This is a genomic window from Duganella sp. CY15W (genome assembly GCF_009857555.1).
Classification (GTDB): domain Bacteria; phylum Pseudomonadota; class Gammaproteobacteria; order Burkholderiales; family Burkholderiaceae_D; genus Rugamonas; species Rugamonas sacchari.
This window is the reverse complement of record NZ_WWCQ01000001.1, coordinates 606,633-631,870: the sequence shown is the minus strand read 5'-3', so window position 1 is coordinate 631,870 and position 25,238 is coordinate 606,633. Positions and strand designations below refer to the sequence as shown.

26 protein-coding genes are annotated in these 25,238 nt (G+C 63.0%); 10 read left to right on the top strand and 16 right to left on the bottom strand.

Going from position 1 to position 25,238, the window contains the following annotated elements:
* Positions 1–3: 3 nt before the first annotated feature.
* From GTP58_RS02980 to GTP58_RS02955, 6 genes are all read right to left on the bottom strand, one after another.
* Positions 4–762, bottom strand: coding sequence for a hypothetical protein (locus tag GTP58_RS02980; protein WP_161076203.1), 759 nt, complete (start codon positions 760–762; stop codon positions 4–6).
* Positions 728–1,936: a hypothetical protein gene (locus GTP58_RS02975; RefSeq protein WP_229215403.1), complete on the bottom strand. Its 1,209-nt coding sequence runs from the start codon at positions 1,934–1,936 to the stop codon at positions 728–730. The genes GTP58_RS02980 and GTP58_RS02975 overlap by 35 nt, the downstream gene beginning before the upstream one ends.
* 9 nt (positions 1,937–1,945) lie before the next feature.
* Positions 1,946–2,767: an alpha/beta fold hydrolase gene (locus GTP58_RS02970; protein ID WP_373924721.1), complete on the bottom strand. Its 822-nt coding sequence runs from the start codon at positions 2,765–2,767 to the stop codon at positions 1,946–1,948.
* Between the two features lie 212 nt (positions 2,768–2,979).
* Positions 2,980–5,133 carry a bifunctional diguanylate cyclase/phosphodiesterase gene (locus GTP58_RS02965; protein WP_161076201.1) on the bottom strand — a complete coding sequence of 718 codons (2,154 nt, stop codon included), beginning with the start codon at positions 5,131–5,133 and terminating at the stop codon, positions 2,980–2,982.
* On the bottom strand, positions 5,126–6,112 hold the full coding sequence (locus GTP58_RS02960; protein ID WP_161076200.1) for an EAL and HDOD domain-containing protein: 987 nt from the start codon (positions 6,110–6,112) through the stop codon (positions 5,126–5,128). Before GTP58_RS02960 ends, GTP58_RS02965 begins: the two co-directional genes overlap by 8 nt.
* A gap of 55 nt (positions 6,113–6,167) precedes the next feature.
* Positions 6,168–7,103 (bottom strand): LysR substrate-binding domain-containing protein, encoded by a 936-nt coding sequence (locus GTP58_RS02955; RefSeq protein ID WP_161076199.1) that lies wholly within the window; start codon positions 7,101–7,103, stop codon positions 6,168–6,170.
* Between the two features lie 109 nt (positions 7,104–7,212).
* On the opposite strand from GTP58_RS02955, the gene GTP58_RS02950 reads away from it, so the two are divergent.
* The 4 genes from GTP58_RS02950 to GTP58_RS02935 all read left to right on the top strand — a co-directional run bounded on the left by GTP58_RS02950 (position 7,213) and on the right by GTP58_RS02935 (position 11,163).
* Positions 7,213–7,914, top strand: a complete 702-nt coding sequence (locus GTP58_RS02950) for a pirin family protein (RefSeq protein WP_072780573.1) — start codon at positions 7,213–7,215, stop codon at positions 7,912–7,914.
* Between the two features lie 134 nt (positions 7,915–8,048).
* Entirely contained in the window at positions 8,049–8,702 is a 654-nt protein-coding gene (gene ribA, locus GTP58_RS02945; RefSeq protein ID WP_161076198.1) for a GTP cyclohydrolase II, read from the top strand.
* Positions 8,703–8,725: 23 nt separating this feature from the next.
* Positions 8,726–10,168: a serine protease gene (locus tag GTP58_RS02940; protein WP_072780576.1), complete on the top strand. Its 1,443-nt coding sequence runs from the start codon at positions 8,726–8,728 to the stop codon at positions 10,166–10,168.
* A complete protein-coding gene (locus GTP58_RS02935) occupies positions 10,165–11,163 on the top strand; it encodes an FHA domain-containing protein (protein WP_161076197.1) in 999 nt (332 codons plus the stop codon). Before GTP58_RS02940 ends, GTP58_RS02935 begins: the two co-directional genes overlap by 4 nt.
* Here the strand turns inward: GTP58_RS02935 and GTP58_RS02930 are convergent.
* Positions 11,160–11,780 (bottom strand): FxDxF family PEP-CTERM protein, encoded by a 621-nt coding sequence (locus GTP58_RS02930; RefSeq protein ID WP_161076196.1) that lies wholly within the window; start codon positions 11,778–11,780, stop codon positions 11,160–11,162. The two genes, GTP58_RS02935 and GTP58_RS02930, sit on opposite strands and share 4 nt — an antisense overlap.
* Before the next feature lie 131 nt (positions 11,781–11,911).
* Complete coding sequence (locus GTP58_RS02925) at positions 11,912–12,508, bottom strand: TetR/AcrR family transcriptional regulator (RefSeq protein WP_161076195.1); 597 nt, start codon at positions 12,506–12,508, stop codon at positions 11,912–11,914.
* A 98-nt stretch (positions 12,509–12,606) separates the two neighbouring features.
* On the opposite strand from GTP58_RS02925, the gene GTP58_RS02920 reads away from it, so the two are divergent.
* Positions 12,607–13,851: an MFS transporter gene (locus GTP58_RS02920; RefSeq protein WP_161076194.1), complete on the top strand. Its 1,245-nt coding sequence runs from the start codon at positions 12,607–12,609 to the stop codon at positions 13,849–13,851.
* On the opposite strand, the gene GTP58_RS02915 is transcribed toward GTP58_RS02920, so the two are convergent.
* Together GTP58_RS02915 and GTP58_RS02910 are read right to left on the bottom strand one after the other, a co-directional pair.
* Positions 13,848–14,153: a hypothetical protein gene (locus tag GTP58_RS02915; RefSeq protein ID WP_229215402.1), complete on the bottom strand. Its 306-nt coding sequence runs from the start codon at positions 14,151–14,153 to the stop codon at positions 13,848–13,850. The genes GTP58_RS02920 and GTP58_RS02915 overlap by 4 nt on opposite strands.
* A gap of 16 nt (positions 14,154–14,169) precedes the next feature.
* Positions 14,170–15,075 carry a LysR family transcriptional regulator gene (locus GTP58_RS02910; RefSeq protein ID WP_161076193.1) on the bottom strand — a complete coding sequence of 302 codons (906 nt, stop codon included), beginning with the start codon at positions 15,073–15,075 and terminating at the stop codon, positions 14,170–14,172.
* 97 nt (positions 15,076–15,172) lie between these two features.
* Here GTP58_RS02910 and GTP58_RS02905 point away from each other — a divergent pair, with 97 nt between their 5' ends.
* The 5 genes from GTP58_RS02905 to GTP58_RS02885 all read left to right on the top strand — a co-directional run bounded on the left by GTP58_RS02905 (position 15,173) and on the right by GTP58_RS02885 (position 19,604).
* Positions 15,173–16,033: an NAD(P)H-binding protein gene (locus GTP58_RS02905; RefSeq protein WP_161076192.1), complete on the top strand. Its 861-nt coding sequence runs from the start codon at positions 15,173–15,175 to the stop codon at positions 16,031–16,033.
* On the top strand, positions 16,030–16,755 hold the full coding sequence (locus tag GTP58_RS02900; RefSeq protein ID WP_161076191.1) for an SDR family oxidoreductase: 726 nt from the start codon (positions 16,030–16,032) through the stop codon (positions 16,753–16,755). The genes GTP58_RS02905 and GTP58_RS02900 overlap by 4 nt, the downstream gene beginning before the upstream one ends.
* A 98-nt stretch (positions 16,756–16,853) precedes the next feature.
* Positions 16,854–18,758, top strand: coding sequence for a M61 family metallopeptidase (locus GTP58_RS02895; RefSeq protein WP_161076190.1), 1,905 nt, complete (start codon positions 16,854–16,856; stop codon positions 18,756–18,758).
* Between the two features lie 3 nt (positions 18,759–18,761).
* Positions 18,762–19,079, top strand: a complete 318-nt coding sequence (locus tag GTP58_RS02890) for a carboxypeptidase-like regulatory domain-containing protein (protein WP_161076189.1) — start codon at positions 18,762–18,764, stop codon at positions 19,077–19,079.
* A gap of 108 nt (positions 19,080–19,187) precedes the next feature.
* Complete coding sequence (locus GTP58_RS02885; RefSeq protein WP_161076188.1) at positions 19,188–19,604, top strand: hypothetical protein; 417 nt, start codon at positions 19,188–19,190, stop codon at positions 19,602–19,604.
* 17 nt (positions 19,605–19,621) lie between these two features.
* Here GTP58_RS02885 and GTP58_RS31220 read toward each other — a convergent pair whose 3' ends face one another.
* The 6 genes from GTP58_RS31220 to GTP58_RS02855 form a co-directional block, all read right to left on the bottom strand.
* Entirely contained in the window at positions 19,622–20,377 is a 756-nt protein-coding gene (locus tag GTP58_RS31220; protein ID WP_229215401.1) for a PEP-CTERM sorting domain-containing protein, read from the bottom strand.
* 94 nt (positions 20,378–20,471) lie between these two features.
* Positions 20,472–22,730 (bottom strand): ATP-binding protein, encoded by a 2,259-nt coding sequence (locus GTP58_RS02875; RefSeq protein WP_161076187.1) that lies wholly within the window; start codon positions 22,728–22,730, stop codon positions 20,472–20,474.
* A gap of 14 nt (positions 22,731–22,744) precedes the next feature.
* On the bottom strand, positions 22,745–23,233 hold the full coding sequence (gene ispF, locus GTP58_RS02870) for a 2-C-methyl-D-erythritol 2,4-cyclodiphosphate synthase (RefSeq protein ID WP_072780593.1): 489 nt from the start codon (positions 23,231–23,233) through the stop codon (positions 22,745–22,747).
* A gap of 11 nt (positions 23,234–23,244) precedes the next feature.
* Entirely contained in the window at positions 23,245–23,976 is a 732-nt protein-coding gene (gene ispD / locus GTP58_RS02865; protein WP_161076186.1) for a 2-C-methyl-D-erythritol 4-phosphate cytidylyltransferase, read from the bottom strand.
* A gap of 8 nt (positions 23,977–23,984) precedes the next feature.
* Positions 23,985–24,671, bottom strand: coding sequence for a hypothetical protein (locus GTP58_RS02860; protein ID WP_161076185.1), 687 nt, complete (start codon positions 24,669–24,671; stop codon positions 23,985–23,987).
* Complete coding sequence (locus GTP58_RS02855; protein ID WP_072780596.1) at positions 24,668–25,219, bottom strand: NUDIX domain-containing protein; 552 nt, start codon at positions 25,217–25,219, stop codon at positions 24,668–24,670. The genes GTP58_RS02860 and GTP58_RS02855 overlap by 4 nt, the downstream gene beginning before the upstream one ends.
* Between the last annotated feature and the right edge of the window lie 19 nt (positions 25,220–25,238).

Genomic DNA, 25,238 nt, shown 5'->3' with positions numbered 1-25,238 from the left:
TTGTTAATCAATGATAAACGCACGCCGCCCTTCTTCGTCGCACTGTTGAGCACTCTGCTGCGCCTGTTCAAATGCCGAGCACAAGCGGTTCCCCTGCGGATCTTCCAGCCGCGGATGCGCGCGTAGCAGATAGGCGCCGGCGCGCCACGCTTGCGCTGGTATGAAGCGCCATTGCCGCTCGCCGTCCGCCAGTTGCACCTTGCCTGCCACGCGCCGGCCGTCGGGACCTTGCAGCGCCAGCAACGGAGCGGCGTCACCGTCCAGCGCCGTGGGGAAGTCGACGCGCAGCGGCTGGCGGCTGCCCCGCGCGGGGGTCGTCAAACGCCACTGCTGCGGCAAAATGGCTTGCCGCAGCACAGGTTCAATCAGCCAACGCTTTTCCACGGGCCGCCCCAGCCGGGGATCGGTGATCCGCAACAGCACCGTTTGCCCCGCCTGCAGGGCCAAGCCGTGCGCCAGATTCGGGCCGACGCCGGTCTTGATGCGCCCCGGATCAAGCAGCAACGTGACCGAGCGCCCGTCCCGGCCCGCCAGCGGCAGGTCAAGAAAAGCGTCCTTGATGAGCGCACCCTCGCTGTCGAGCAAGGCCACCTGGTGCATGTCCAGCGGTGCGGACAGCGGGCGATCCAGATGCAGCCCGATGCGCAGCAGATTGGCCGGCACCGCCGGCCCGGACGGCGTCACCAGCGTGGCCGCTGGCGCTGCAGCGGCCACCAGCGCCAGCGCACTAGCGCGCCAGATCGGAATAGCCTTCAAGACCACGGGCATACTTGTGGAAGTCACGGAACTTGTCGCCATCCGGATAACGGTAATCCGGGAAGTCGTACTCGTTCACAAAGTCGCTGAGCCGCAGATAGGCGCCCTTGGGAATCGACACCAGCTGCATCCGGCCGCTCGCATCCTCGCGCCGCAACGCCAGCAGCAGCTGCGGATTCAGGTTATCGACGCGCATGGTGGCGGCCATAGGCGTCATCGTGCCCTTCACGCCAAGATAAGGCTGGGTTGGCCACTCAATCGGCGTCTTCAGGCCCGGCGCGGCGGCGCCAGCGGCCAGATCCGCCGCGCTGAGCAGGTCCGCCGAGCGGCTGGAATTGAGCAGCAAGGCGTATTCCGAGTCTCCCTGCGTGAACGTGACCAGGCCATTCGGCATGCTGCCCCAGCCCATTTCGCCAATGGTCTTGGCGGCGATGTGCGCGCCATCCTTGAGGTCCTTGAGCGGGATCACCACCAGCGGCGTGCATGTGTATGCCGCCAGCAGCGACGGCTCGCCATTGATCGTCATTACCGCCATGCTGCGGATCGGCGCGCGGGTTTCGATCTGGTTATGCACCGGATGGTACATTTCCACCGTGGTGGTCCGGGCCTGGCCCTGGAACGGATAGTCGTACACCCGCAGCGTCGAGGCAAAACTGCGGTTGGACAAGCCGGCCACGTACAGCTTGTTCTGGTAAAAGCGCATGTCGGTCACGGTCAGCGTTTGCGCCGGCACGTCGCGCCAGAATGCCACGTCAGCCGCCGGCACATCGCCAACCGCCGCCGAACCGCCTGCCTTGCCCAGGTCAAGCCGCGTCACCTTGCCGGCCGCGTCGATGCTGACGATGGCTGGCGTCGCTCTGCCCTTGGCGCCCTGCACCGTCAACGCCACAAACGCCCGCTCGCTGCCAGGCTGCACCGCCAGATCCTCGAACCGCAGCGCAGCTGGCGCCACGCCCAGTGCCTTGGCGATCGTGCCCTGCACATCCTTCAGATTGAATGGCCGGCCCGCAGCATTGGCCGCCACCGGCACCTCCAGCGCATGGATACGCGCACCCTTCCAGTCGGCGACAAACAAGGTGTGGGCATCGCCGAAAGTCAGCCGGGAAGCGGACTGGATCGGTGCGGCCGCAGCCTGCGCGGCTGCCAGCAAGGCCGCCGCCAGTATGGTCAATAGCTTCATGTCAGCTCCTTATTGATTGCGCTTGAGGAAGGACTTGACCGCCGCCACCGTGGCGGCCGGCTGCTCCTCCATGAGCCAGTGGCCGGCGTCCGGTACCACCAGTTCGGTGACGTTGGTAGCGGCGTTGCGCATTACGATCGCTTCGTTGGCGCCGAAGGACTTGGCGCCGCCGACAGCCAGTACCGGCATGGTCAGTTTGGTCGCCATGGATTTGAGGTTATCCTCGGCATCTTTAGGGATCGACAGGAATTGCGCGAAGGCGGCATGCATTGCGCCTGGCAGCGCATAGAGCTTGGCGTAATGGCGGCGCGTTTCCTCGTCAATTTTGGACGGCGTGCCGGCAAACTCGTTCCAGAAGCGGTCGAGATAAATACGTTCGCGGCCCGCCACCAGGCGCTCCGCATCCGGGCCGCCAAACGAGAAATGCCACAGCAGCGGGCTGCGCACAATCTGCTCCCACGGCGGAATGCCGGGCACCGGCGCATCCATCACAATCAGGCGATCGGTCTTGTCGGGATAGCGGGCGGCATAGGCGTAAGCCACCATGGTGCCGATGTCATGGCCGACCACATCGGCATGGTCGATGCGCAGTTTTTCCAGCACCGCGCGCATGTCAGCAGCCTGCGTGCGCTTGTCGTAGCCGCCGGCCGGACGCGAGGACAAACCCATGCCGCGCAGGTCCGGCACCACGACGGTGTGGTCAACGGCCAGCGCAGCCGCCAGCGGCGCCCACATATCGCCGGTGTCGCCAAAGCCATGGATCAGCAGCACCGCCGGACCGGCACCGCCCACGCGCACATGGATGACGCCATCGGCCGTGGCCACTTTCATGGTCTTGAAGTTGTCAGGGAAAGCGGGAACCGCCGCATGGGCCGCAGTCAGGGATAAAGCCGTCAGCAAGGCGGCCAGGCATTTACGGGCTGAGAACATGGACATGCACTCCTCTGGTCAGATGTCGCCGAAACCGGCGTCATACAAAGTACCACTGGCCCGTGCCGGCGCCATCCCCCGTTAGCGGTATGGCGGTATGGCGCTATGCCAGCTTAGCGGCCGAACGCCAGCCGCTTGCCTTCCCTGAGCATGGCCGCGAATTCCGCTGCGGGGACCGGCTGGCTGAACAGATAGCCTTGCAGCTGGTCACAACCGAGCTCGCGCAGGAAAGCCATTTGCTCGGCCGTCTCCACGCCTTCCGCCACAATCTCCTGACGCAGCTGCTGCGCCATGGTGACGATGGCGCGCGCGATGGCGCAATCGTTTTCTTCGTACGGCAAACCGATCACAAAGGAGCGGTCGATCTTGAGTGTGCTGATCGGGAATTTTTTCAGGTAGGCCAGGCTGGAATAGCCCGTGCCAAAGTCGTCCAGCGCCAGCGCCATGCCCATCGCCACCAGCTGGTTCATGATGGCGATGACCTTGTCGGTACCGCGCACCAGCAGGCTTTCGGTGATCTCCAGATTGATCTGGTCGGGCTGCACGCAGTGGCGCTCCAGCACTGCGGCAATCCGCTTCGGCAGCTCATTGTCGAACTGGCGTGCCGACAGGTTGACGGCAATCGGCGGCATAATCAGGTTGGCGTCGCGCCATTCGCGCACCTGGCGGCAGGCCTCTTCCAGCACCCACGCGCCCAGGTCCAGTATCAGGCCCGTCTCTTCCGCCACCGGAATGAACACGCCCGGCGACACCAGCCCGCGTATCGGATGGCGCCAGCGCAGCAGCGCTTCCGCACCGACGATGCGGCCGCTGCGCAAGCTCACCTTGGGCTGGTAATACAGCAGCAGCTCGTTGTTCTGTAAGGCCTGCCGCAATTCGCTCTCGATGCGCAGATGCTCCTTGGCGCGCTGGTTCATCTCTTCGCTGTAGAACAGGAAGTTGGACTCGATGCTCTGCGCCGCCTTGGCCACGGCCACGTCGGCGCAGCGGATCAGCGTCGGCACATCGACGCCATCCTCGCTATACACGGTAATGCCGATATGCGCGCCCACCTGCAGGCTGTGCGAGGCCAGCGCAATCGGCGAGGACAACGCCGCCAGCAGCTTCTTGGCGACGATGGCCGCGTGCTCGCGCTTTTCGATGTGCAGCAGCGCGATGGCAAAGCGGTGGCCATCCAGCCGCGCCAGCACGTCGCCCTCGCGCAGCGAAGTGCGGAACATGCGGCCGATTTCGCACAGCAGCTCATTGCCGATTTCATGGCCCAGTGTATCGCTGATGGCGCCCACGCGCGAAATCTCAATCACCATCACCGCGCCATGTTCGCCGGTGCGCTTGGTTTCGGTCAGCGCCTGGCCCACCAGCTGCGTCAGCAGGCACAGGTTCGGCAAGCCGGTGAGCGGGTCGTAATTGGCCATGCGCTGCATGCGCGCTTCCGCATCCTTGTGGACACTGATGTCGGAGAACAGCGAGAAGGTGTGGCTGATCCTGCCGTTCTGGTCGCGCACTGCGCTGATGGTCACCGACTGCGGGAACAACTCGCCGTTCTTGCGCTTGCCGACAATCTCGCCGCGCCACGGACCGCCGCCCTGCATGGCCGCGCGCACCTTGGCGCGGAAGTCGGCATCGTGCACGCCGGAGCGCAGCAGGTCCGGCGTTTTGCCGATCGATTCGGCTGGCGTATAGCCGGTGATGCGCGTGAAGGAGGAATTGATGGAGACGATGCGCTCATGGGCATCGGTAATCAGCACGCCCTGCTCGCTGTCCTCGATGATGCGCGCGTGCAGGTTGACCTTGTCCATGTCCGACAGGGTCTGGTTGGCTTGCGACAGCCGCACCAGCATGCCCACCGGCTCGCCGTCCTCGTGGCGCAGTTCGATATCCAGATGGACCCAGATGATTTCACCGTTCTTCTTGCGGCGCCGGACTTCGGTGCGCGCCGCCGTCTCGCCGGGACTATGGTCGAAGAACAGTTCGGCGATGTTGCCATCGTCATCGTCTTCCGCGTACAGGAACAGCACGTGCTGGCCCACCACCTCGTGCGCCGCGTAGCCGAACATCAGCTCCGCGCCCGGACTCCAGGACGTCACGTAACCGGTCAGGTCCAGCGCCAGCGACGCATCCAGCGCCGGCATATCGGCCGGCTTGATCGCCTCGCGGGCCTCGTTGAGCGCCGCATCCAGTGCGGCCAATGTCTGCGCCAGCGCCTCGCCTTGCTCACTCCGGGCTTGGCGGCTCAGGGCAAGACAACGCTCGATCGCGTCACGCATGGGGGCTACCGGTTTTGCCCGCCGCCACGCTCTGCATCCACAGATAGGCGTCGATGATGATGCGGTTGTAGGTGGCGTTGTCCAGCTGCAGCGCCTGCAGGCAGCCGTTGAACGCATCGAAGTCTTCGCGCTCGGCCGATTCAACCACGCACAGCAGCTGTCCCAAGTCGCCCTCATGCGACAGCAAGGCCTGCTGCACCGATTCGCTGACCGTGAGCGGTTTCAGCACCTCTTCAAGCGGCATGCCGAACAATGCGCCCAGCAGCGAGAACATGCCGACCATGAAGGCCTGCTCCTGGTGCGGCTTGTCTTCGCCACAGGCTTTCGACAGCAGCTCCATCGAGCGCGCCCGCACCGCCACGCGCGACAGCAGCATGGCCGAACGCGGATCGCCTTCACGCGACGAGAACAGCATCAGGTTCAGCCAGCGGCGCAATTGCGAACGGCCCAGTATCAGGATGGCTTGCGAAAAACTCGTCACGCGGCGGCCAGTGCCCATGCCCAGCGAATTCACCAGCCGCAGCAGGTGGTAGGACAGCGTCGGGTCCTGGCGCAGCAGCGCTTCGATTTCATGGGTATCGGCATCGGCGGACACCAGTTGCACCAGTTGCAGCGCCAGCGCGCGCGAGGCGGCTTGCGTGCCTACGGCTTTCGGGGGCGGCGCCAGGAACCAGTCGCCTTCCACCCACTGCACCGACGCCGGCAAGTCCTTGGGCAGCGCGCTGTCGGCACGCAGCACTTTATCGGCGGCCAGCGCCTTCCAGCCGGCATGGCCCAGCATCTGGTTCAGTGCCTGGCTGGGGCCGGGGCGGTAAAAGCAATTCATGCTGGCGTTGGCCAGCTCTTCGAGCAGGTTGACCGGCAGCTCGCCGTCCACAGCGGGGCGGCGCGCGGCGTCAAATAACAAAGCCGCCGGGCTGCCGTTGCGGTCGGCCAGCGGATGCAAAAACACGGGCGGCATGGCAGTCAAAACAGTCATGAACACGTTCCAGCAAATGGACAGGCAATTATCCCGCTATGGTACTCCGAAATTATTAACGTTGGTCAACATTATGATGGGGCAGATGGCGCAGCAAGCGCTCAAACAATCCCGGCTTGCGCATCCGGTTCAGCCACCAGTTCAATGCCGCGCCGTTTTCGCCGCTACGCCAGGCCAGATAGAACGTTTCGGCCGGCTTGGGCTCGTCCACCTGCTTTTCCACCAGCAGGCCGGCGCTGATGGCAGCGCGCGCGCAGGGCTCGGGCAGGAAGCCAAAGCCGACGCCGGCCAGCTGGTACTGGAATTTGGTGTGCATGTCGGCCACGGTCAGCGCGTCCTGGCCCAGCAACAGGCCGACGGTGCGCGGCGCCAGCTGGCGCGCGGAATCGGCCACGCTGATGGCGCGATAGTGTTGCAAATGGGTGCGTCCCAGCCGTTCCTCGACTGCGGCCAGCGGATGCGTCGGGGCGACGGCAAACACAAAATCCACCTTGCCGATCGGTTCCGATACGTAGCCGCCGCCTGCGGGACCATCGCCCGCCGCGCCCACCAGCAGGTCGGCACGGCGATCCAGCAGCGCCTCCCAGGTGCCGGACAGGGCTTCCTGCACGATGCGCAAGCGGGTCTGCTGCGCCACCGCGTAAAACGCCGGTATGTCCTCATGGAACACGCAAGCCGAGAACATGGAGTCCATCGCCACCGCAAGCTCCGTCTCCCAGCCGGACGCGACGCGGCGCACCCGGTGTTCCAGATCCAGCGCGGCCTTCAGCAGGTAGCGTCCCTCCTTGAGCAGCTCGGCGCCGGCGGCCGTCAGCTCGACCCGCGGACCGTTGCGTTCGAACACCTGGACGCCCAGGTCATCTTCGAGCTTGCTGACGGTGTAGGAAATCGTCGATGGCACGCGGTGCAACTCCTTGCCCGCAGCGGAGAACGATCCCCGGCGGTCGATGGCGTCCACAATTTGCAGGGCTTCCAGGCTTAATCTGAGCATTCGAAATTTTCGATAGTAGAGGGGTAAATTTTCCGTTTTTTTATTCCGAAACGGCGGCCTACAATGTGTCCATCGCTTTCAAAATTATCGCATATCAAAGGAGCTCACCATGTTGCAAGTACGTCAATCTGAATCGCGCGGCAAAGCTAACCACGGCTGGCTGGATTCCAAACACAGCTTCTCCTTCGGCCACTATCATGATCCGGAACACGTGGGCTTTGGCCCGCTGCTGGTCATCAACGAAGACCAGGTACACGGCGGCCAGGGCTTCGGCACCCACGGCCACCGCGACATGGAGATTATCTCCTACGTGCTGAGCGGCGCGCTGGAACACAAGGACAGCATGGGCACCGGCTCGGTACTGCACTACGGCGATGTGCAGCGCATGAGCGCCGGTACCGGTGTGCGTCATAGCGAGTTCAACGGCGACCGTAGCGAACTGGTGCACTTCCTGCAAATCTGGATCCAGCCTAACCAGCTCGGCATTCCGCCCAGCTATGAGGAAAAGCACTTCACACCGGAAAGCAAACTGGGCAAGCTGGCCCTGATTGCCTCCAATGACGGCCGCAACGGCTCGGTGCTGATCCACCAGGATGCGGAAATCTACGCCACCATCATGACCTCGGGCGACAGCCTGAAGCATGAGCTGAAAGCGGGCCGCCAGTCCTACGTCCACGTGATCCGTGGCGAAGTGACCGTCAACGGCACCGCCCTGCAAGGCGGCGATGCGGCCAAAATCACCGATGAAACGCTGGTGACGCTGGATAACGCCAAGGCAGCCGAGATTTTAGTATTTGACCTGCCGAAATAAGTCTTGCAAAGGGTAGAGGGAGGCCTTAAATAAGTTTCCGCCAGTTTTGGTATCATGAGGGGCGCGCCGGGTCTGTTGGAACAGCCCGGCGCGCCTTTTTTACCTAGTCATCACCGAATATAAAGAGCAAAACCATGTCGCAGAGCGCAGAAATCCCTTCCCCAGACGAACTGAACTACGTCACTTCCTGCGCCCTGCCCACCCCTTGGGCACAATTCACGCTGCATGCCTTTGTTGAAAAAGCCACCGGCAAAGAGCATCTGGCCATGGTGCTGGGCGACATCGGCGATGGCGCCCCGGTGCTGGCGCGCGTGCATTCCGAGTGCCTGACCGGCGACGTTCTGTTCTCGCAGCGCTGCGACTGCGGCGCCCAGCTTGAGGGCGCACTCAAGAAGATCGCCGACGAAGGCCGTGGCGTGCTGCTGTATCTGCGCCAGGAAGGCCGCGGCATTGGCCTGGTCAACAAGATCCGCGCCTACCGCCTGCAGGAAGCCGGCGCCGACACGGTGCAAGCGAATGAACAGCTGGGCTTCAAGGCCGACCAGCGCACTTATGGCCTGGTGCAGCCGATGCTGGCGCAATTTGGCGTGAAAAGCCTGCGCCTGATGACCAATAATCCGCGTAAGATCGATGCCATGACCAAACTGGGTGTTGAGGTGGCCGAGCGCGTTCCGCTGCTGGTCAACCGCAATGCCTTCAACCAGTATTACCTGGATACCAAGGCCGCCAAGCTGGGCCACATGATGACGCCGCTGACGCCGGCGCAAGTGGAGGATGGCGCGCTGTAAGGTAGTAACGATTTAAGGACTGCATGAAAGTCACCAAGCTCGCTCACGTTTTATTGTTCACCTGGGCCGCTGCCAGCGCTGCCCAGGCAGCCTCGACAGCTAATCCCGCCGCCGCACCGGCAGCCACGCCAGCCGCAACGGCGCCGCACGGCGCACGGCAGGCGCCAGCGCCCACTGCGCCACAGGCCGCGCCTGCCGCCGATCCCGACGCCAATGCGGACGCCGCGCCGCTGCCGCCGCCATCCAGCGCCGCCCAGCATCTGTACGCCGCCGCCAAGAACGACATCCTGCAAGTACGCTCGCTGCTGAAAAGCGGCCGCACGCAATCCTCGGTCGGCTCCGGCTTTTTGATCGGCACCAGCAACCTGGTGCTGACCAACTACCACGTGGTGTCGCAGTTCGCGCTCGATCCCGACACGTATGTGGGCGAATGGGTGGACACTGGCGGCCAGCGCGGCAATGTCGAACTGCTGGCAGTCGATGTGCTGCACGACCTGGCCGTGCTGCGCGTGAACCGCAACGGCACCGGCTTCTTCAAAATGCCCGAGCAGCTGGCGCGCCTGACGCAAGGCCAGTACCTGTACTCGATGGGCAATCCGCTTGACCTGGGGTTTGCGATTTCGGAAGGCGCCTACAACGGCGTCATCACGCGCAGCTTCTACGACCAGCTCATGTTCACCGGTCCGATCAACTCCGGCATGAGCGGCGGCCCCAGCGTGACCGCCGACGGCTCGGTGGCTGGCGTCAACGTCTCCAAGCGCCTCGACGGCGAACTGGTGAGCTTCCTGGTGCCGGCACGTTACGCGCAGGCGCTGCTGAAAAAAGTGGAGGCGCAGCAGAAGGCGCCAACCGACTTCACTGCCGTGGTGGCCGGCCAATTGCTCAATCATCAGACCGCCATGGTCAACCAGCTGCTGGCCAGCCCGCTCAGTTTAAAACCGATGGGACCGTATCAGGTACCGGTGCGTGAGTCGGAACAGATGCGCTGCTGGGGCCGCTCCAACGTCAAGGCCGACAAGCCGTTCACGGTGGACGATGCCAGCTGCGCCATGGAAGCGGCCATCTTCGTCAGCGGCTCGCTACAGACGGGACAAATCAGCATCCGCCACCAGTTCCTGCGCAGTACCGGCCTCGACAAGCTGCGCTTCGCCCAGCTGGCCAGCGCCTCGTTCAAGAACGAACACTTCGGCAGCAACAAGGATGCACGCCTGACCGGCCCCAACTGCACTGAAGACTTCGTCAAGAACAAAGACCTGCCGCTGCGCGCCGTGCTGTGCGTGCGCGCCTACCGCAAATTCTCCGGCCTGTACGACTTCGCGCTGCTGACCGCCAGCACCGACCAGGGCTTGATGAGCCTGCAAAGCCGCCTCGATGCGCGCGGCGTCTCGTATGAAAACGGCATGCGCCTGTCGAAGGTCTTCCTCGACTCGCTGTCACTGGCGCCGAAGAAAGGCGGTGCGAAATGAAAGCCCCCTACTTCATCGAAATCCTGGCGCGCAATGGCGATGTGCTGCACCGTCATAAAATCACGCAGCTGCCCATCCGCATCGGACGTGGCTACGACAACGAGATCATCCTCGACGACGCGCACAGCGCCGCCAGCCACGCCATCGTCGAAACGGACGATCACAACCAGGTGGTGCTGCGTGACCTCGGCAGCAAGAACGGCACGGTCTACAAGGGCCGCCGCCAGACCAGCGTGACGCTGGATGGCGACACCGTGGTCCGCCTGGGCCACACGCGCCTGCGCGTGCGCGGCGCCGACTTCCCGGTGGCCGCGGAAATCGCCGACACCACCATGCACGGCTGGGAAGGCACGACGCCCGCCACCATTGGCCTGGTGCTGATCGCCGTGTTCTCCTGCCTGGAAACGTGGCTGTCCGACGTCGAGCCGTTTGCGCTGATCCGTTATCTGCTGGTGCTGGCGTCCAGCCTGGCGGCGGGCCTGCTGTGGGCGGGTGTGTGGGGCTTGGCCAACCGTCTGTTCGGCAGTCACGCGCGCATGGGACGTCACCTGTTCATCCTTGGCAGCGCCTTGGCGACGGTGGGCTTGTGGCGTGCGGGCAGCTCGCTGCTGGCTTACGCCTGGTCGGCCGAATCGCTGACGCGCTACGGCAACCTGGTCACGCTGGGTATCGCGTGCGGCATGGTGTTCTTCCACCTCATCACCATCAAGCCGCACCATCCGCGCCGCTTCCTGATCACGGCGACCGTGATGCTGCTGGCGGGATCAGGACTGGTGGTGATGACCAACCTGCAAAGCACGGGCCGCGCTTCGGACGAGCTCTATATGTCGGTCTTGTTGCCGCCGGAAGTGCGGCATAGCGAGAATCGCAGCGTCGACCAGTTCATGGCCAACGCTGCCAAGCTGAAGACTGCACTGGACGAAGCCCGCATGCAGTCTGTGAAGAATGGCGCCCCCGAGACCGAGGACGACGAAGAGGACAGCAGCGCCGATTAAGCCTGCTTGCGGCGGCGGGCTACAAAGCCCAGCAGGCCCAGACCGGCAACCAGCATGGCGTAGGTTTCCGGTTCTGGCACGGCGGCGGTCAGGCTGACGTTGTCCAGCACCGCGCCCGAGTAGCCGTCGCCGCCGACGCTGCTGAAGGTCAGCAGTTGCGAACCCGCGCTGTTACCGGTGGTGAAGGTGAAGCTGTGGTTGGTCGGGGTGCCGGTGCCAACGTACAGATTCTGAATGCCATTCACATCCACTTGCACGGCGGTGTAGCTGCCGTTCGGATTGCGGCTCACATCAAACGAAAGGGTGTAGGTGGTGTTGGCGGCGTAATTGAACGCTTGCGACAACACGCCCGGACCTGGCGTGCCCAGCATGTCTACGCTGGTGCCGCTCACCGAGCCATAGCTGTTCTTGATCAGGTCAACCGATACGCCGCCCACAGTCCAGCCAGTAATCGCGTTCGAACCCGCGGCAATCATGGTATAGCCGCCGTTAGGCACATAGCCCGTGTACGACTCGAAGTCGCCATTGACGATGATGTTGGTGGCGGCGGCCGAAGCAGCACCGGAAGCAAACAGGGCTGCGATGGCAGCGGCTTGAATCAGACGGGCGGTTTTCATGATAGGGGTCCTGACGTTGGAAAGTACGATATCAGCATTGTACTCGACAATTTCAGAATTACAACATAAATTTCAATTTGACAAAGTTTGTGAAATTAAAGCAACACTCGCAACACTCTTCACATCAGCTGTCAGCCCGGCCAGCCACGCAGCACTTGGTCCACCACCTCCTGTAACTGCTTGCGCGTAGCGCCAGCGGCGGCCTGCACCGCCATGCCGTTGGACACCGTCATCACATAACGCGCCATCTGGCTGGCGCAAAAGTCGGCCGGCAGGTCGCCTTCCCGCTTGGCGCGGTCAAAGCGGTCGCGCAGACGCACCTCGGCGGCGGCCCGGCGTTCGATCAGGGAATTGCGGATCGGTAGCGCGTCATCGCTGCACGCGAGCGCGCCGTTGATGACCAGGCAGCCGTGCGGATTCTCCTCCTCGGTCTGGGCATCGGCATTCCCACGCAGGAAATGCTCCACCACTTCGCGTGCGGTGTGCAGCTCCAGCGCCGCCTCAAACAAAGGATCATGGGCGGCGCCGTACCGCTCCAGCGCCATGCGGAACAGGTTCTCCTTGTTGCCAAACACGGCGTACAGGCTGGGCCGGTTCATGCCCATGGCTTCGGTCAGCTCCGGCAGCGAGCTGCCTTCGTAACCCTTCTCCCAGAACACTTTCATGGCCTTCTCCAGCGCATTGTCCGCATCAAAGGTGCGTGGACGGCCTAGTTTTCGCTCTTTCATACCGATCGGTTAAAAATTCATTGACAAAGTTCTCTGTTACGCACATTATGAACCGACCAGTAAAAAATTCAAGTATTTTTACCGCTCAAGGACTTTCCATGCAAAATCAAACCAATACCCAGGCCGCACTCCCGAAGGAGGCGCCCGCGCCCTCCCCCATTCACACACACGGCTCGCCATGGCTGGCCGTGCTGTCCGTCTCCATCGGCGCCTTTGCGCTGGTCACCACCGAATTCCTGCCCGTCGGCCTGCTGCCTGCGATTGCCGCAGAACTCGGCGTGACGGAAGGCGTGGCCGGCATGATGGTCACCGTGCCCGGACTGGTGGCCGCGCTGGCCGCGATTCTGGTCACGGTCGGCATCGGCAAGGCCGATCGCCGCTACGTCATCTGGAGCCTGACCGGCATGCTGCTGCTGTCGAACGTGCTGGTGGCGCTCTCGCAATCCTTCCCGGTGGTACTGGCCAGCCGCGCACTGCTCGGCATCGGCGTGGGCGGATTCTGGGCCATCGGCCCGGCGCTGGCAACGCGGCTGGTGCCGGCCGGTTCGGAAACGCGCGCCACCTCGCTGGTGTTTGCCGGCGTGTCGGTCGGCACAGTGGCGGGTGTACCGGCCGGTGCGCTGGTCGGTGAGCTGTTCGGCTGGCGCGTCGCCTTCCATGCCGGCGCCGCTGTCGCGCTGCTGGTGCTGCTGGCGCAAATGTGGCTGCTGCCTAAACTGCCGGCCAAGCAGGCGATCACCTTCCGCCAGTTGCCGGAGCTGCTGCGTGTGCAGAAAGCGCGCCTGGGCATGATTATTACGCTGCTGATTTTCGTTGGCCAGTTTGCCGCCTACACCTACATCACGCCGTTCCTGGTGCAGGAGGCAGCGCTCAGTGCCAAGACCATCAGCATGCTGTTGCTGGCGTATGGCGCTGCAGGCTTTGCCGGCAATCTGATTGGCGGCGCAGTAGTGGCGCGCAGCGTGCGTACCTCGCTGATCGCCACGGGTCTCATCATGGGCTTGTCGACTGCAGCGATGCCGTTGCTGGGCCATGGCCTGTGGGGTGCGACCGCGCTGGTGGTGATCTGGGGTATCGCATTTGGCATGATGCCGATTTCAGTACAGACCTGGATCTTCCAGGCCGCACCGCATGCGATGGAAAGCGGCGGCGCCGTGTTTGTCGCCACGGCGCAGGTGGCGCTGGCCAGCGGCGCGCTGGTGGGCGGCATGGCAGTTGACCACTTCGGTGTGTCGAGCGCCATGCTGGTCGGCGGCGTACTGGCTCTGGCAATGGCCTTGGTGACGGCGCTGCGGGCACGCGAAGACGGCAAGTCTTCAGTGAAACTGCACGCCGTCCATTAAAGCCGCACGCGGCGATAGGCGCCGAGGAATACTTCGGCGTCCTGCTCCGCCATGACCTTGATCTCGTCGCCGTGCCAGACATACAGGTACTGCGGTCCACCCATGCGGTCAGTCAGCTTGGCACTGACCAGGAAAATGGTGCCGAGCGGGTAGATGCTGGTGTCGCTCATGCGGCGCGAGCATTGCACATTCAGCTCCGTCGCATAGGCCTGGCCGGACACCGGATGGATCTCTACCCGGCCATTCCATTCCACCGATTCCACGGCGACTTGCCGGTAGGCGTAAGTATCACGCGCCATCATCTCTCCTTGAAAGCCGTCATGGTAGCAGAGACTGGACGAATGTCAGGAAGGCCTGCGTCTTGGCTGGCTGATGATGACGCGACGGATACAGCGCATACAGCGGGAAGCGCTCATCCGGCCATGCCGTCAATACCGGTATCAGCGCGCCGGAACGCAGCATGGGTTCAACCGCAATATCGATCACCTGCGCCAGACCATAGCCCGACAGCAGCACGCTCTCCATGGTGCCGCCATCGTTGAGCGTGATCTGGCCGCGCGGATTGACAATCGTGACTTTGCCGCCGCGATGAAACTCCCAGTCAAACGGCCGCCCCGTGGCCGGGTTGCGGAAGTGGATGCACACGTGATCCGGGCTTTCCAGATCCGCCGGCTTCTTCGGCGTACCGTGCTTGCGCAGATAGGCAGGCGTGGCGACAGTCAGCACGCGCGTGTCCATCAGCTTGCGCGCGATCAGCGAAGAGCTTTGCGGCTGGCCCAGGCGGATGGCCAGATCGAAACCATCGCCCACCAGATCGCCCAGATGGTCGCGCGCCATCAGATCAAGCTCCAGCTCCGGATAGCGTTTCAGGAAGCCGCCCAGCTTAGCGCCGAACAACAGCCGCGCGCACAGCGGATCGGTATTCACGCGCAGCTTTCCACGCACCTTGACCGCACCCTCGCCCGCCGTGGCCACCGCGTCTTCCAGCCCCGCCAGCAAGGGGCTCACCTGCGCATAGAAGCGCCGGCCCTCATCCGTCAGCGCGACCTTGCGCGTGGTGCGGTCAAACAGCCTGATATTGAGCCGCGATTCCAGCCTGGCGATGGCACGGCTCACACCGGACTGCGACATCTCCAGCGCCTCGCCAGCACGCACAAAACTGCCACTGTCCACAATCGCGGCCAGTATCCGCATGCCGTTCACTACCCGTTCGTCGAATCCCATATATGCCAATTCGTCATTAATGATATGAGTCCCATGCTATCGGAGTATGGGCGGTTTTGCATCAAAATCCTCTCCATCGACTATCAAGGAGAAGAAGATGTATGCAATTACCGGTATCACTGGCCAGGTAGGTTCGGCGCTGGGCAAACAGTTGTTGGCAGCAGGTCTGCCAGTGCGTGCGGTCGTGCGCGATGCGGCCAAGGGGGAGCTGTGGGCTGCACGCGGGGCCGATGTCGTACTGGCCGACATCAGCGACGCTGCCGCCTTGACGCAAGCATTCGCCGGCGCCGAGGCGGCATTTGTGCTGCTGCCGCCCACCTTCGATCCCTCCGAAGGCTTTCCGGAAGCGCGCCGCACCATCGCGGCGCTGCGCCAGGCGCTGGCTGCTGCGCGGCCGTCACGCGTGGTGGTGCTGTCAACCATTGGTGCGCAGGCTACCCAGCCGAATCTGCTGAATCAGCTGGGCATCATGGAGCGCGAATTGAGTACGCTGGATCTGCCTGTCACCTTCCTGCGTGCTGGCTGGTTTATCGAGAACAGTTTGTGGGATGTGGCGTCGGCACGTGCGACCGGCAGCATTCCGAGCTTCCTGCAACCACTGGATCGCGCCGTGCCGATGGTGGCATGCGCCGATATCTCGGCCCTCGCGGCGGAACTGCTGCAACAGCACGGGCACGGCGTGCGCGTGGTCGAACTGGAAGGACCTGTACGTATCAGCCCGAATGACATCGCGGCCAGCTTCAGCCGCCTGCTGGGCCGCAGCGTGCAGGCACACGCCGTGCAACGCGGCGCGTGGCAGGAACTGTTCGCATCGCAGGGCATGAAAAATCCGACGCCACGCATGCAGATGCTGGACGGGTTCAATCAAGGCTGGATTGAATTTGAAGGCGTTTCGCGCAAGGGCTCGGTCACGCTGGACACCGCCATCGCCGGCCTGCTGGCACGGGTGCCTGCATGAGCGGCCGCCTGCGCGGCCAACGTGTGCTGGTGCTCGGCGGCTCATCCGGCATCGGCCTAGCAGTGGCGCGCGAGGCCTTACGCGAGGATGCGGAAGTGATGATCGTCTCCAGCCAGATGGCGCGCATCGAGCAAGCGCTGGCGGTGCTGGGCCACAAGGCGCAGGGCTGCACGCTGGACTTGCGCGATGAGCGGGCCATCGAGCGCTTCTTCAACGGCATCGGCGAATTCGATCATCTGGTGTACACGGCTGGCGATACGCTGCAGTTGGGTGCTTTGCGGGATACCGGTGTCGCCGCCGCGCATCCAGCCTTCGACCTGCGCTACTGGGGTGCGCTGGCGACGGCCCGGCATGGTGTGCGCAACGTGCGGGCTGGCGGCTCCATCACGTTCACGACGGGTATCGCCGCGCAGCGCCCGCGCGCTGGCTGGGCGCTGGCGGCCAGCGTCTGCGGCGCGGTGGAAGCGTTGACGCGCGCGCTGGCGGTGGAACTGGCGCCGATCCGCGTCAACGCTGTCTCGCCGGGACTGGTGGCCACCAAGCTGTGGACCGACATGACTGACACCGATCGCCAACGCATGTTTGCCGATGCAGGCGACATGCTGCCGGTGGGACGCGTCGGCTCGGCCGAGGACATCGCCGCTGCCTATGTATTCCTGATGACCAGCGGCTTTGCCACCGGCCAGACCCACGTGGTCGATGGCGGCGCGCTGCTGGTCTAAGCGGACGTCCGCGCGGACGCTTTCAGGCCGCGCGGACAGCACCATCGCCCTGGCACCAAGGGCTTATCACGTGGCATACATATTGCAAGTCAGGCCGCATGATCAAAAAAACCATCCTTTCCCTGCTGGTCACGGCGTGCATCGCACCGGCGCTTGCCAGCGTCGGGCCTCAGCCTGCGCCGCCAGCACCCGCAATCCAGGCGCCGCGCGACATCCCTTTTAAAGGCACGATCAAACTGCAGGTCGATGCGACCGACAGCGTTCACAAGATCTTCCGCGTGCGTGAAACCATCCCGGTGCAGACAGCGGGCAAGCTCGTGCTGCTGTATCCGCAATGGGAAACGGGCAGCCACTCCGCCACGCAGGAAGCCGCGCCGCTGGCGGGCCTCATCATCCAAGCTGGAACACGGCTATTGGCGTGGCAGCGCGATGTCGTCAATCCATTTGCGTTTCATGTGGACGTACCGGCAGGCGTGCGCGAGCTGGAGATCAGCTTCCAGTACCTGCCTGCGGCCACCGGCCCGCAGCTGATGTCGCGCGACATGCTGATGCTACCGTGGCAGAAGGTCGCGCTCTACCCTGCCGGCTGGTTCATCCGCAATATCGCCGTGCAGGCGTCATTGACGCTACCCGACGGCTTCCAGTTTGCGACTTCGCTTGAAAGCGCCAACGCACAGGCCAACCGCGTCGCATTCAAGCCCACCAGCTTTGAAGAACTGGTGGACGCGCCGGTCTACGCAGGCCGCTACTACAAGCGCGTGGATCTCGCACCAGCCGTCCACCTCAACCTGTTCGGCGACACGGCGACGGCGCTGGATCTGCCGCCAGAGTTAGTCAGCAAATTCAGCGCGATGGCGTCGGCTGTGCCGCAACTCTTCCGCTCGCAGCATTACCGGCATTTTGATTTCCTGATGTCGCTGTCGGATGTGCTGCCGGCCGGCGGTGGCGTCGAGCATCAGGAATCGACCGAGATCAACGTCTCGGCCAATTACGCGCATGATCCGGCGGAGCAGATGTTCCTGGCGAATCTGGTGGCGCATGAATTCATTCACTCCTGGAACGGTCGTACGCGCCAGCCCGCCGATTTGTGGACACCCAATCTGAATCTGCCGATGCGCGGCAGCCTGCTATGGGTCTACGAGGGCCAGACAGAATTCTGGGCGCACGTGATGACGCCGCGCCTCGGCATGCGCTCGTTCCAGCAAAGTCTGGACGCGCTGGCCGTAGACGCATCGCTGATGGCGCACCGGTCTGGCCGCGCCTGGAAGTCGCTGCAAGACAGCACGGTTGACGCGCTGTACATGCCAGCCAAACCTGTGCACTGGCGCGACTGGCAGCGGCGCGAGGACTACTACCCGGAAGGCGTCATGTTATGGCTGGATGTCGATATGCTGCTGCGGGAGTTGACGGACGGGCGCAAGAGCATGGAAGACTTCGCGGCTGTATTTTTCGGCGCCGGCCAGAACACGCGCACGATCAGCACCTACACCATTGAAGATGTCTGCAACACGCTGAACCGGATTGCGCCTTACGATTGGCCCGCCTACTTCAACACGCGCCTGAACGCGCATGACGACAGGTATCTGCTGGACGGCCTGAAACGCGCTGGCTACCGCCTGGTGTACAGCGATCAGCCTACCGCGTTCTTCACGCAGTACGAAGCGGATCTGGGCGGCATGGACCTGTCGACTTCAATCGGGCTATTCGTGGGCAGGAAAGGCGCGGTGAAAAGCGTGGCGTGGGAGGGGCCGGCATTCAAGGCGGGCATCAGCCTGGGCGCGAAACTGGTCGCTGTGGGTGGCCAGCCATACACCGACGAGCTGCTGAAACAGGCCATCCGCGATGCGGCTGCGCTCAAGCAGCCGATCGAATTGAGCTTTGAAGCGGATGGTGCGTCCCGCACCGTCAGCATCCCCTATTTTGATTCACTGCGCTATCCGCAACTGGAGCGGATTTCCGGCGCAAAGGATCGCTTACAACTTCTTTTAACTCCATCACACTGAATCATGAAAAAACTGATCTTTGCTGCGCTGTTCGCGCTCACCAATTCCACCCTGGCCGCAGACAACACCGGCAGCATTGCCGGCGCTGCCGATGCCGGCGCACAGATCGTCGTCACCAATCTGGCGACTGGCGAAATCACCGGCATCATGGCCAAGTGCGACGGCAGCTACCGCGCGGAAGGCCTGAAGCCCGGCCGCTACCAGATTATCGAGGGCGGCCCTCACCATGCCGCGCGCGAGGTCGGTGTCAGTGCGGGCAAAGAGTCGCAAGTCGATCTGGCGCCCGCATCCAAAGCGTCAAAATGCAAACCGCACGATTGAGCCAGGCAGCACTGCGCAATGTAGCGCAAGGTGAGAATCCGAGGATTTTGCAGGCGAGCAAGATGTTATGCTGGGCGCGCCCAGTTTAACCGCACGTAAAGGTCACGAATGTTTCACAAAACCCGCGTTGGATACAACCCGTTTCTTGGCATGCGGGATTGGGGTATTTTTCTCGCCATTTACCTATCCGCGCCTGTCGTTGCTTACCTCATCATCAGCGCGTTGCATTTAAACGCTGCGGCGATTCCGTCCATCCTGATCGGCGCTTTCGTCGGCAGTCTGCCTGCGATGGTGATGTGCCTGCCGGTACACGGGTGGATCGCCAAAGATGATTTTGTCAAATTCAAGACGCAGATCATTAACCAGGGATTTCGGTTGTCGGCTGACTCCGAGGCGCAAAAAATCTTCACGTACAAAAGCGCCAGGTGGACAAGATGGGACTCGAACCGGGTGGTCATCGCTTCTGATGCAGCAAGCGACACCATCCCGGTCGTCATTCCATTGTACGTCTACAAGAGGATGTAAGAACCACGGCCAGATGCTTATGCCTTGCGCCGCGCCAGCAGCGCCAATACGCCCAGGCCAGCCAGCAGCATGGCGTAGGTTTCCGGCTCGGGTACTGGGGGAGTCGGGCCTGGTCCAGGGCCGTATGTCGATGCCGTCAGCGTATTGATGGCCATTGTCACGTTCAGCGCATCGTCACGTAAGGCGTAGGTAAAGCTGTTATAGACGGCCATCTGGGTGTAGTCAGCTGGCCGGATCTCTCCTGGCAGCGTATAGGAATTCAGCGCCCGGTGACGGCTATCGATGAAGTCGATGCCGACTTCCTGCTGCAGGCCGGTCTGGCCATTGGCCGCCAGTGCAACGATGTGCACCGCATCGACGTAGGGGTTGTTGATGACCGAAATCACCGGCGTATCCACCGACGCAAATTTCACGCCGTTGTTGCCCACCGTGTAGTTGACGCCGGCCAGCGTGTTGGCATAACCCGGGCCGCCATACAGCGCCGACTGGGCGTCGGGCAAGGCTGGCGGTATCGCCAGGAACTGACCCAGCGTGGTGTCATAAAAGAAGTGGCCATGCACCTGATCGCCCTTGGTAATCAGGCTACCCGCATAGCTGGACGAACCAACAACCACGCCGGGGCCAGGGCCGGTCGGCGAGGTGTGCGCGTAATAGGTCATGTCGGTGACCGTCGCGGTGAAGTCATAGGCGACGATGCTGGCATGCGCCAGTGGTGCGCTGAGTAACAGCAATGCTGCCGCGCAGGCGGTCGGACGGAGTGGTATCAGATGCATGGCTAGCCCTATCGTAGAAGAGTAAACGTCATATTAAATAATCATCAAAACCTAAAACAGATTATAAAACATTATTGTTATTACAATTCTACTTTTATGACCTCATTTCGGCCAATGTCTGCGCCAGCTCCTGTGCAAGTTTCACCAGTTGCGGAATCACTGCATCAAGCTCGCCGATGTCGGCCAGCTTTTCGATTTGCGCGCAGCGCGCGTACAGCGTGTCCGCGCCCAGATAGGCGGCAGCGCCCATCAGGCTATGCGCTGCCAGTGCGACTGCCTTGGCATCGTCATCGTTGGCGCCCTGCTCCGCCGCGGCCAACAGGCGCGGGCCTTCAATCAGGAATGCGGCCTGGATCGCGCTGAATAATTTGTCCGCGCCATCCGCAGGCAGCCCGGTTACGCCAAACATGGCGTCCAGCTCCGCCAGTGCCGGCGCCCCTGCAGCCATGGCGCGCTGCTCCCCCACCAGCGCTTCGCCCTGTGCCAGCAAGGCTTCCAGCTGGCGTGCGACCTCCGCATGCAAATCGTGTTCGTCTATCGGTTTGGCCAGGAAGCCGCTGGCGCCCGCAGCCAGAAAGCGCTGACGGTCCTCGATGGTTGCATTGGCTGTCAGCGCAATCACCGGCATCGCCGGATTGCGCACGCCATCGCGTCCCGCGCGCAGGCGCTGCAAGGCGGCGATACCGTCCATGCGCGGCATGCGGCCGTCCATGATGACCAGGTCGTAATCGTGCGCTGCCAGCTGTTCCAGTGCCGCCTGACCGTCTTCGGCGATGGTGACCATGTGGCCCATATCGCCCAGCAGTTCGCGCAGTATGATTTGATTGGTAGTCCCATCCTCGGCACACAGCACGGCCAGACGCGCCGAGTGGGGGCGTCGCTGCTCTTCCGCGCGCGCCGCCGTTGGCGTGCCGCGTTCGAGCGGCAGGTACACGCGGAACACGCTGCCGACGCCTGGTTCGCTGCTGGCCTCGATGCGTCCGCCCATCGCAACAGCGATGTTTTTACAGATCGCGAGTCCCAGGCCGGTACCGCCGTATTTGCGCGAGGTGGCGGCATCGGCCTGTTCGAATTTCTGGAACAGCCGGCCCAGTGCCTCCGCTTCAATGCCGATACCGCTGTCGCTGATGGTCAGGACAATGCCGCCACTGTGCTCGGCCGCGCTCACGCGCACTTCGCCATGCTCGGTGAACTTGATGCCATTGCCGACCAGGTTGACGATGATCTGCCGCAGTCTTGTCGGGTCGCCGCGCCACCAGGCCGGCAGCGCCGGTCCGATTTCGGCGATCAGCGAGATGCCCTTGGCTTCCGCACGGTCGGCCAGCAAGCCGACGACGTCATGCAGCAGCGTGTGGAGGTCGAAGTCCAGCGTCTCCAGCGGCATCTTGCCGGCTTCCAGACGCGAGAAATCAAGAATGTCGTTGATGATCTGTAGCAGCACTTCCGCATTGCTCAAGCTGAGACGCAGCTTGTCACGCGTGTTGGAGACAAGCTGGGTATCCTTCAGCGACGAGCGCAGCATGCCGATCACGCCGCCCAGCGGCGTACGCACTTCATGGCTGATCATCGCCAGGAAATCGCTCTTGAGCTGATTCGACACTTCGGCCGCCCGCTGCGCCGCCAGCGATTCCGCATAGCGCGCCTGCGATGCGCGCAGGTCCGCTTCGCGCGCATGCAGCGTAAGAATTTGCGCTTCCAGCGTTTGCCGGTAACGCACCTCATTGTCCAGGCTGCGCGCATGGATCGCGCGTTGACGCGCCAGTGCGCGGTCCAGTCCATGCAGCAGATAGGTGCAGGACACGGTCAGCACCGTGGAGATCAGCAGGAAGTTCACACTGAGGATGGCCCAGTGCGCGGCCTGGCTCACCACCACCACCGCCAGACCGGGCTCGATGCCGCCGAAATAACCAACCACGAACAGCGTCGCGCTACACCACAGCAGCGCCGCCATCGCAGCCACGGTGCCGATTAATACCGTACACAGTACCGGCACCGCCAACAGATAGATCTGCGATAGCGGCCCAATCGAAAACAGCAGCACCACCGCAATCAGATAGGCGATGCCCAGAATCGCGGAAGCCCGCAAACGGTAAGGGATATCGCGCCGGTAGTTCAGCACCGCCATTCCGGCGACCGAGATGACGTCGGTCGCGACCAGCGTCCAATGCCCCTGGCGCGCGCTGGCCCACATGCTGGGCAGCATGGCGAACAGGCCAAGCCAGAACGCCACCGCGCACAAGCCATCCAGCAAACGGTTACGCCAGTCCTGCAAGCCTTGATCGCCCCGCCCGAGCGCCTCCATGCGCCGGTGCAGCGCGGCGCGTAGCGAACGTATGGGCAGGCTGTCGATCAAGGACGGCTCGCTGTTTACGCGGCGATCAGCAAGGCGACCGATTCGGCGGCGATGCCCTCTTCGCGTCCCAGATAGCCCAGTTTTTCATTGGTCTTGGCTTTGACGTTGACCTGGCTGATGTCCACGCCCAGGTCTTCCGCAATGTTGGCGCGCATGGTCATGATGTGCGGCGCCATTTTTGGACGCTGGGCGATGATGGTGCAGTCGATATTGCCGATGCTGTAGCCGGTGGCGACCACGCGTTTGGCGGCTTCCTTGAGCAGCTTGCGCGAATCTGCACCTTTGAATTCAGGGTCGGTGTCCGGGAAGTGCTTGCCGATGTCGCCCAGCGCGGCAGCGCCCAGGATGGAGTCGGTAATCGCGTGCAGCAGCACGTCGGCATCTGAGTGGCCCAGCAGGCCCAGATGATGCGGGATGTCGACGCCGCCGATAATCAGTTTGCGGCCTTCCACCAGCGCGTGGCAGTCGTAGCCTTGGCCGATGCGGAATGGGAGTTTGCTCATATCAGTCTTCCTTAGTCCTCATTGCTGGCCAGGTACATCTCGGCGATGCGGATGTCCGCTGGCAGCGTTACTTTCAGATTGCGTGGATGGCCCTCGATCAGGCGCGGTGCATAGCCCAGCATTTCGACGGCGCTGGCGTCATCGGTGATGGCGTTGGCGTCCGGCGCGCTGCCCAGGGCACGCAGCAGCAGCGCGTAGCTGAACATCTGCGGCGTCTGCGCGGACCACAGGCCGTTGCGCGGCACGGTCGCGGCGCTGACGCTGATGCCGTCGGCGCCAGGGGCGCTGCGTTTCATGGTGTCCACCACCGGCAGTGCCAGCAGACCGCCCGCCGGGTCGTCGCCGACGCCGTCAATGAGTTTTGCGATCAGGGCCGGCGTCAGGCCGGGACGTGCGGCATCGTGCACCATGATGAGGTCATGCCCGGCCACGGCGCCGGCCAGTTCACGCAGGCCGTTCAGCACGGAGTCCATGCGCGTGGCGCCGCCGCAGCGCAGGACGGTGACGCCCTCCAGATCAGCAGGCAGCACGGAGTCGATCACGCCGTCGTCAGGGCTGACCACCACGTAGGTGTGGGCGACCAACGGGCTGGCGCGGAACGCGTCTACCGCGTGGCGCAGCATCGGCTTGCCGCCGACCGTCAGATATTGTTTCGGCCCGTTGGCCGCCATGCGCGCGCCGACGCCGGCGGCCGGCAGCAGCGCAAAATAGCGTCGTTGTTGCGGTGGTTGATGCGTAGTCATAACTCTCTTTATCTGCGGCGGCGCGCGAGGATCGCGGCGATCTCGCCATTGCATGCTTTGCCCAGGCGGGCGTATTCTGCGGGCGAGTCGATCTTTTCCTGCTCGGCCTTGCCCTTCTCAAATTCATCGCGGATGAAGTTGAACCAGGTGCTGTTCACTTCATGCTCCAGCGCCGAACGCGCGGTGCCGGAAGGTGCGTACATCGGCTGTCCGCCGAAACGCTTGTTGAGCGCATCGCGCACCAATGCTTCCACGCGCGCCAGATTGTCGGTGTGCGCTTTCAGGTGGCGCATCTCGTGGTCAAGGATCTCCTTGTACGCACAGGTGCCCGGCGCGAACTCGTTGCCGACGTAAATCCGCACCGGCGAATAATACAGCTCGATCTCGACCTGCGGTGCGATGCACTCATAGCCGCTGGCAGGGTCCTGCAGCACCACGCCACTGACCTTGGCCCGGTGCTGTCCCTGCGTGATGGTCAGGCCCAGTGTCTCCATGCGACGGTCCATGCTGCCGGTACGCGCGGTCAGTGCGCGGTATGGCAGCTGGTTGTTGATGGTGTAGCCTTCCTGCCTGGCCGACAGCACCGACACCGATTTGCGTATCGTATCTTCACAGCGGACCTGGAATGGCGTGCGCTCCGCCGCCTGCGCACCGGCAGCGGCAAGCAGGCAGACGAACGCCAGCCAGAGTCTCATAGCTTCCAGTCACCCGCGCGCAGCTTGTCCAGCCAGAAGATGCCGATGACGGTTTTGACGTCGGTGATTTTACCTTCGCGCACCCACTGCAGCAGCTCGTCGATGGTGGCGGTGAAGGTTTCGAGAAACTCGCCTTCATCCAGTTTGGCTGCGCCGGCTTTGAGGCCGCGCGCCAGGTACAGGTCGAGGTGCTCGTCCGAATACGCAATCGCGTTATGGATCTTGGTGACGAATTGCCATTCGCCGCCGGTGTAGCCGGTTTCTTCTTCCAGCTCGCGCTTGGCGGCCAGCAGCGGGTCTTCGCCCTGGTCGATTTTACCGGCCGGGAATTCAATGAACACGTCGTGCAGCGGATAGCGGTACTGGCGTTCCATCAGCACGGTGCCGTCATCCAGCAGCGGCAAAATCACCACTGCACCGGGGTGCAGGATGTATTCACGCGTGGTGCGTTTGCCGTCCGGGAGTTGTATGGTGTCGCGCTGGACTTTGAGGAAGCGGCCCTGGTAGGCCAGCTCACCGTCTACACGGGTTTCTTTGAGATTGTCCATTCCTGCTCCACATCGTTGA

Excerpts from the sequence above, each read along its gene's own strand:
- GTP58_RS02930 (WP_161076196.1), bottom strand. The coding sequence starts at position 11,780 with ATGAAAACCGCCCGTCTGATTCAAGCCGCTGCCATCGCAGCCCTGTTT.
- GTP58_RS02965 (WP_161076201.1), bottom strand. The coding sequence starts at position 5,133 with ATGCGTGACGCGATCGAGCGTTGTCTTGCCCTGAGCCGCCAAGCCCGG.
- ispF (WP_072780593.1), bottom strand. The coding sequence starts at position 23,233 with ATGAGCAAACTCCCATTCCGCATCGGCCAAGGCTACGACTGCCACGCG.
- GTP58_RS02975 (WP_229215403.1), bottom strand. The coding sequence starts at position 1,936 with ATGAAGCTATTGACCATACTGGCGGCGGCCTTGCTGGCAGCCGCGCAG.
- GTP58_RS02890 (WP_161076189.1), top strand. The coding sequence starts at position 18,762 with ATGAAAAAACTGATCTTTGCTGCGCTGTTCGCGCTCACCAATTCCACC.
- GTP58_RS02905 (WP_161076192.1), top strand. The coding sequence starts at position 15,173 with ATGTATGCAATTACCGGTATCACTGGCCAGGTAGGTTCGGCGCTGGGC.
- GTP58_RS02935 (WP_161076197.1), top strand. The coding sequence starts at position 10,165 with ATGAAAGCCCCCTACTTCATCGAAATCCTGGCGCGCAATGGCGATGTG.
- GTP58_RS02950 (WP_072780573.1), top strand. The coding sequence starts at position 7,213 with ATGTTGCAAGTACGTCAATCTGAATCGCGCGGCAAAGCTAACCACGGC.
- GTP58_RS02925 (WP_161076195.1), bottom strand. The coding sequence starts at position 12,508 with ATGAAAGAGCGAAAACTAGGCCGTCCACGCACCTTTGATGCGGACAAT.
- GTP58_RS02885 (WP_161076188.1), top strand. The coding sequence starts at position 19,188 with ATGTTTCACAAAACCCGCGTTGGATACAACCCGTTTCTTGGCATGCGG.
- GTP58_RS02895 (WP_161076190.1), top strand. The coding sequence starts at position 16,854 with ATGATCAAAAAAACCATCCTTTCCCTGCTGGTCACGGCGTGCATCGCA.
- GTP58_RS02970 (WP_373924721.1), bottom strand. The coding sequence starts at position 2,767 with ATGAAAGTGGCCACGGCCGATGGCGTCATCCATGTGCGCGTGGGCGGT.
- GTP58_RS02860 (WP_161076185.1), bottom strand. The coding sequence starts at position 24,671 with ATGAGACTCTGGCTGGCGTTCGTCTGCCTGCTTGCCGCTGCCGGTGCG.
- GTP58_RS02855 (WP_072780596.1), bottom strand. The coding sequence starts at position 25,219 with ATGGACAATCTCAAAGAAACCCGTGTAGACGGTGAGCTGGCCTACCAG.
- GTP58_RS02910 (WP_161076193.1), bottom strand. The coding sequence starts at position 15,075 with ATGGGATTCGACGAACGGGTAGTGAACGGCATGCGGATACTGGCCGCG.
- GTP58_RS02915 (WP_229215402.1), bottom strand. The coding sequence starts at position 14,153 with ATGATGGCGCGTGATACTTACGCCTACCGGCAAGTCGCCGTGGAATCG.
- ispD (WP_161076186.1), bottom strand. The coding sequence starts at position 23,976 with ATGACTACGCATCAACCACCGCAACAACGACGCTATTTTGCGCTGCTG.
- GTP58_RS02960 (WP_161076200.1), bottom strand. The coding sequence starts at position 6,112 with ATGACTGTTTTGACTGCCATGCCGCCCGTGTTTTTGCATCCGCTGGCC.
- GTP58_RS02900 (WP_161076191.1), top strand. The coding sequence starts at position 16,030 with ATGAGCGGCCGCCTGCGCGGCCAACGTGTGCTGGTGCTCGGCGGCTCA.
- GTP58_RS02955 (WP_161076199.1), bottom strand. The coding sequence starts at position 7,103 with ATGCTCAGATTAAGCCTGGAAGCCCTGCAAATTGTGGACGCCATCGAC.
- ribA (WP_161076198.1), top strand. The coding sequence starts at position 8,049 with ATGTCGCAGAGCGCAGAAATCCCTTCCCCAGACGAACTGAACTACGTC.
- GTP58_RS02940 (WP_072780576.1), top strand. The coding sequence starts at position 8,726 with ATGAAAGTCACCAAGCTCGCTCACGTTTTATTGTTCACCTGGGCCGCT.
- GTP58_RS02920 (WP_161076194.1), top strand. The coding sequence starts at position 12,607 with ATGCAAAATCAAACCAATACCCAGGCCGCACTCCCGAAGGAGGCGCCC.
- GTP58_RS31220 (WP_229215401.1), bottom strand. The coding sequence starts at position 20,377 with ATGCATCTGATACCACTCCGTCCGACCGCCTGCGCGGCAGCATTGCTG.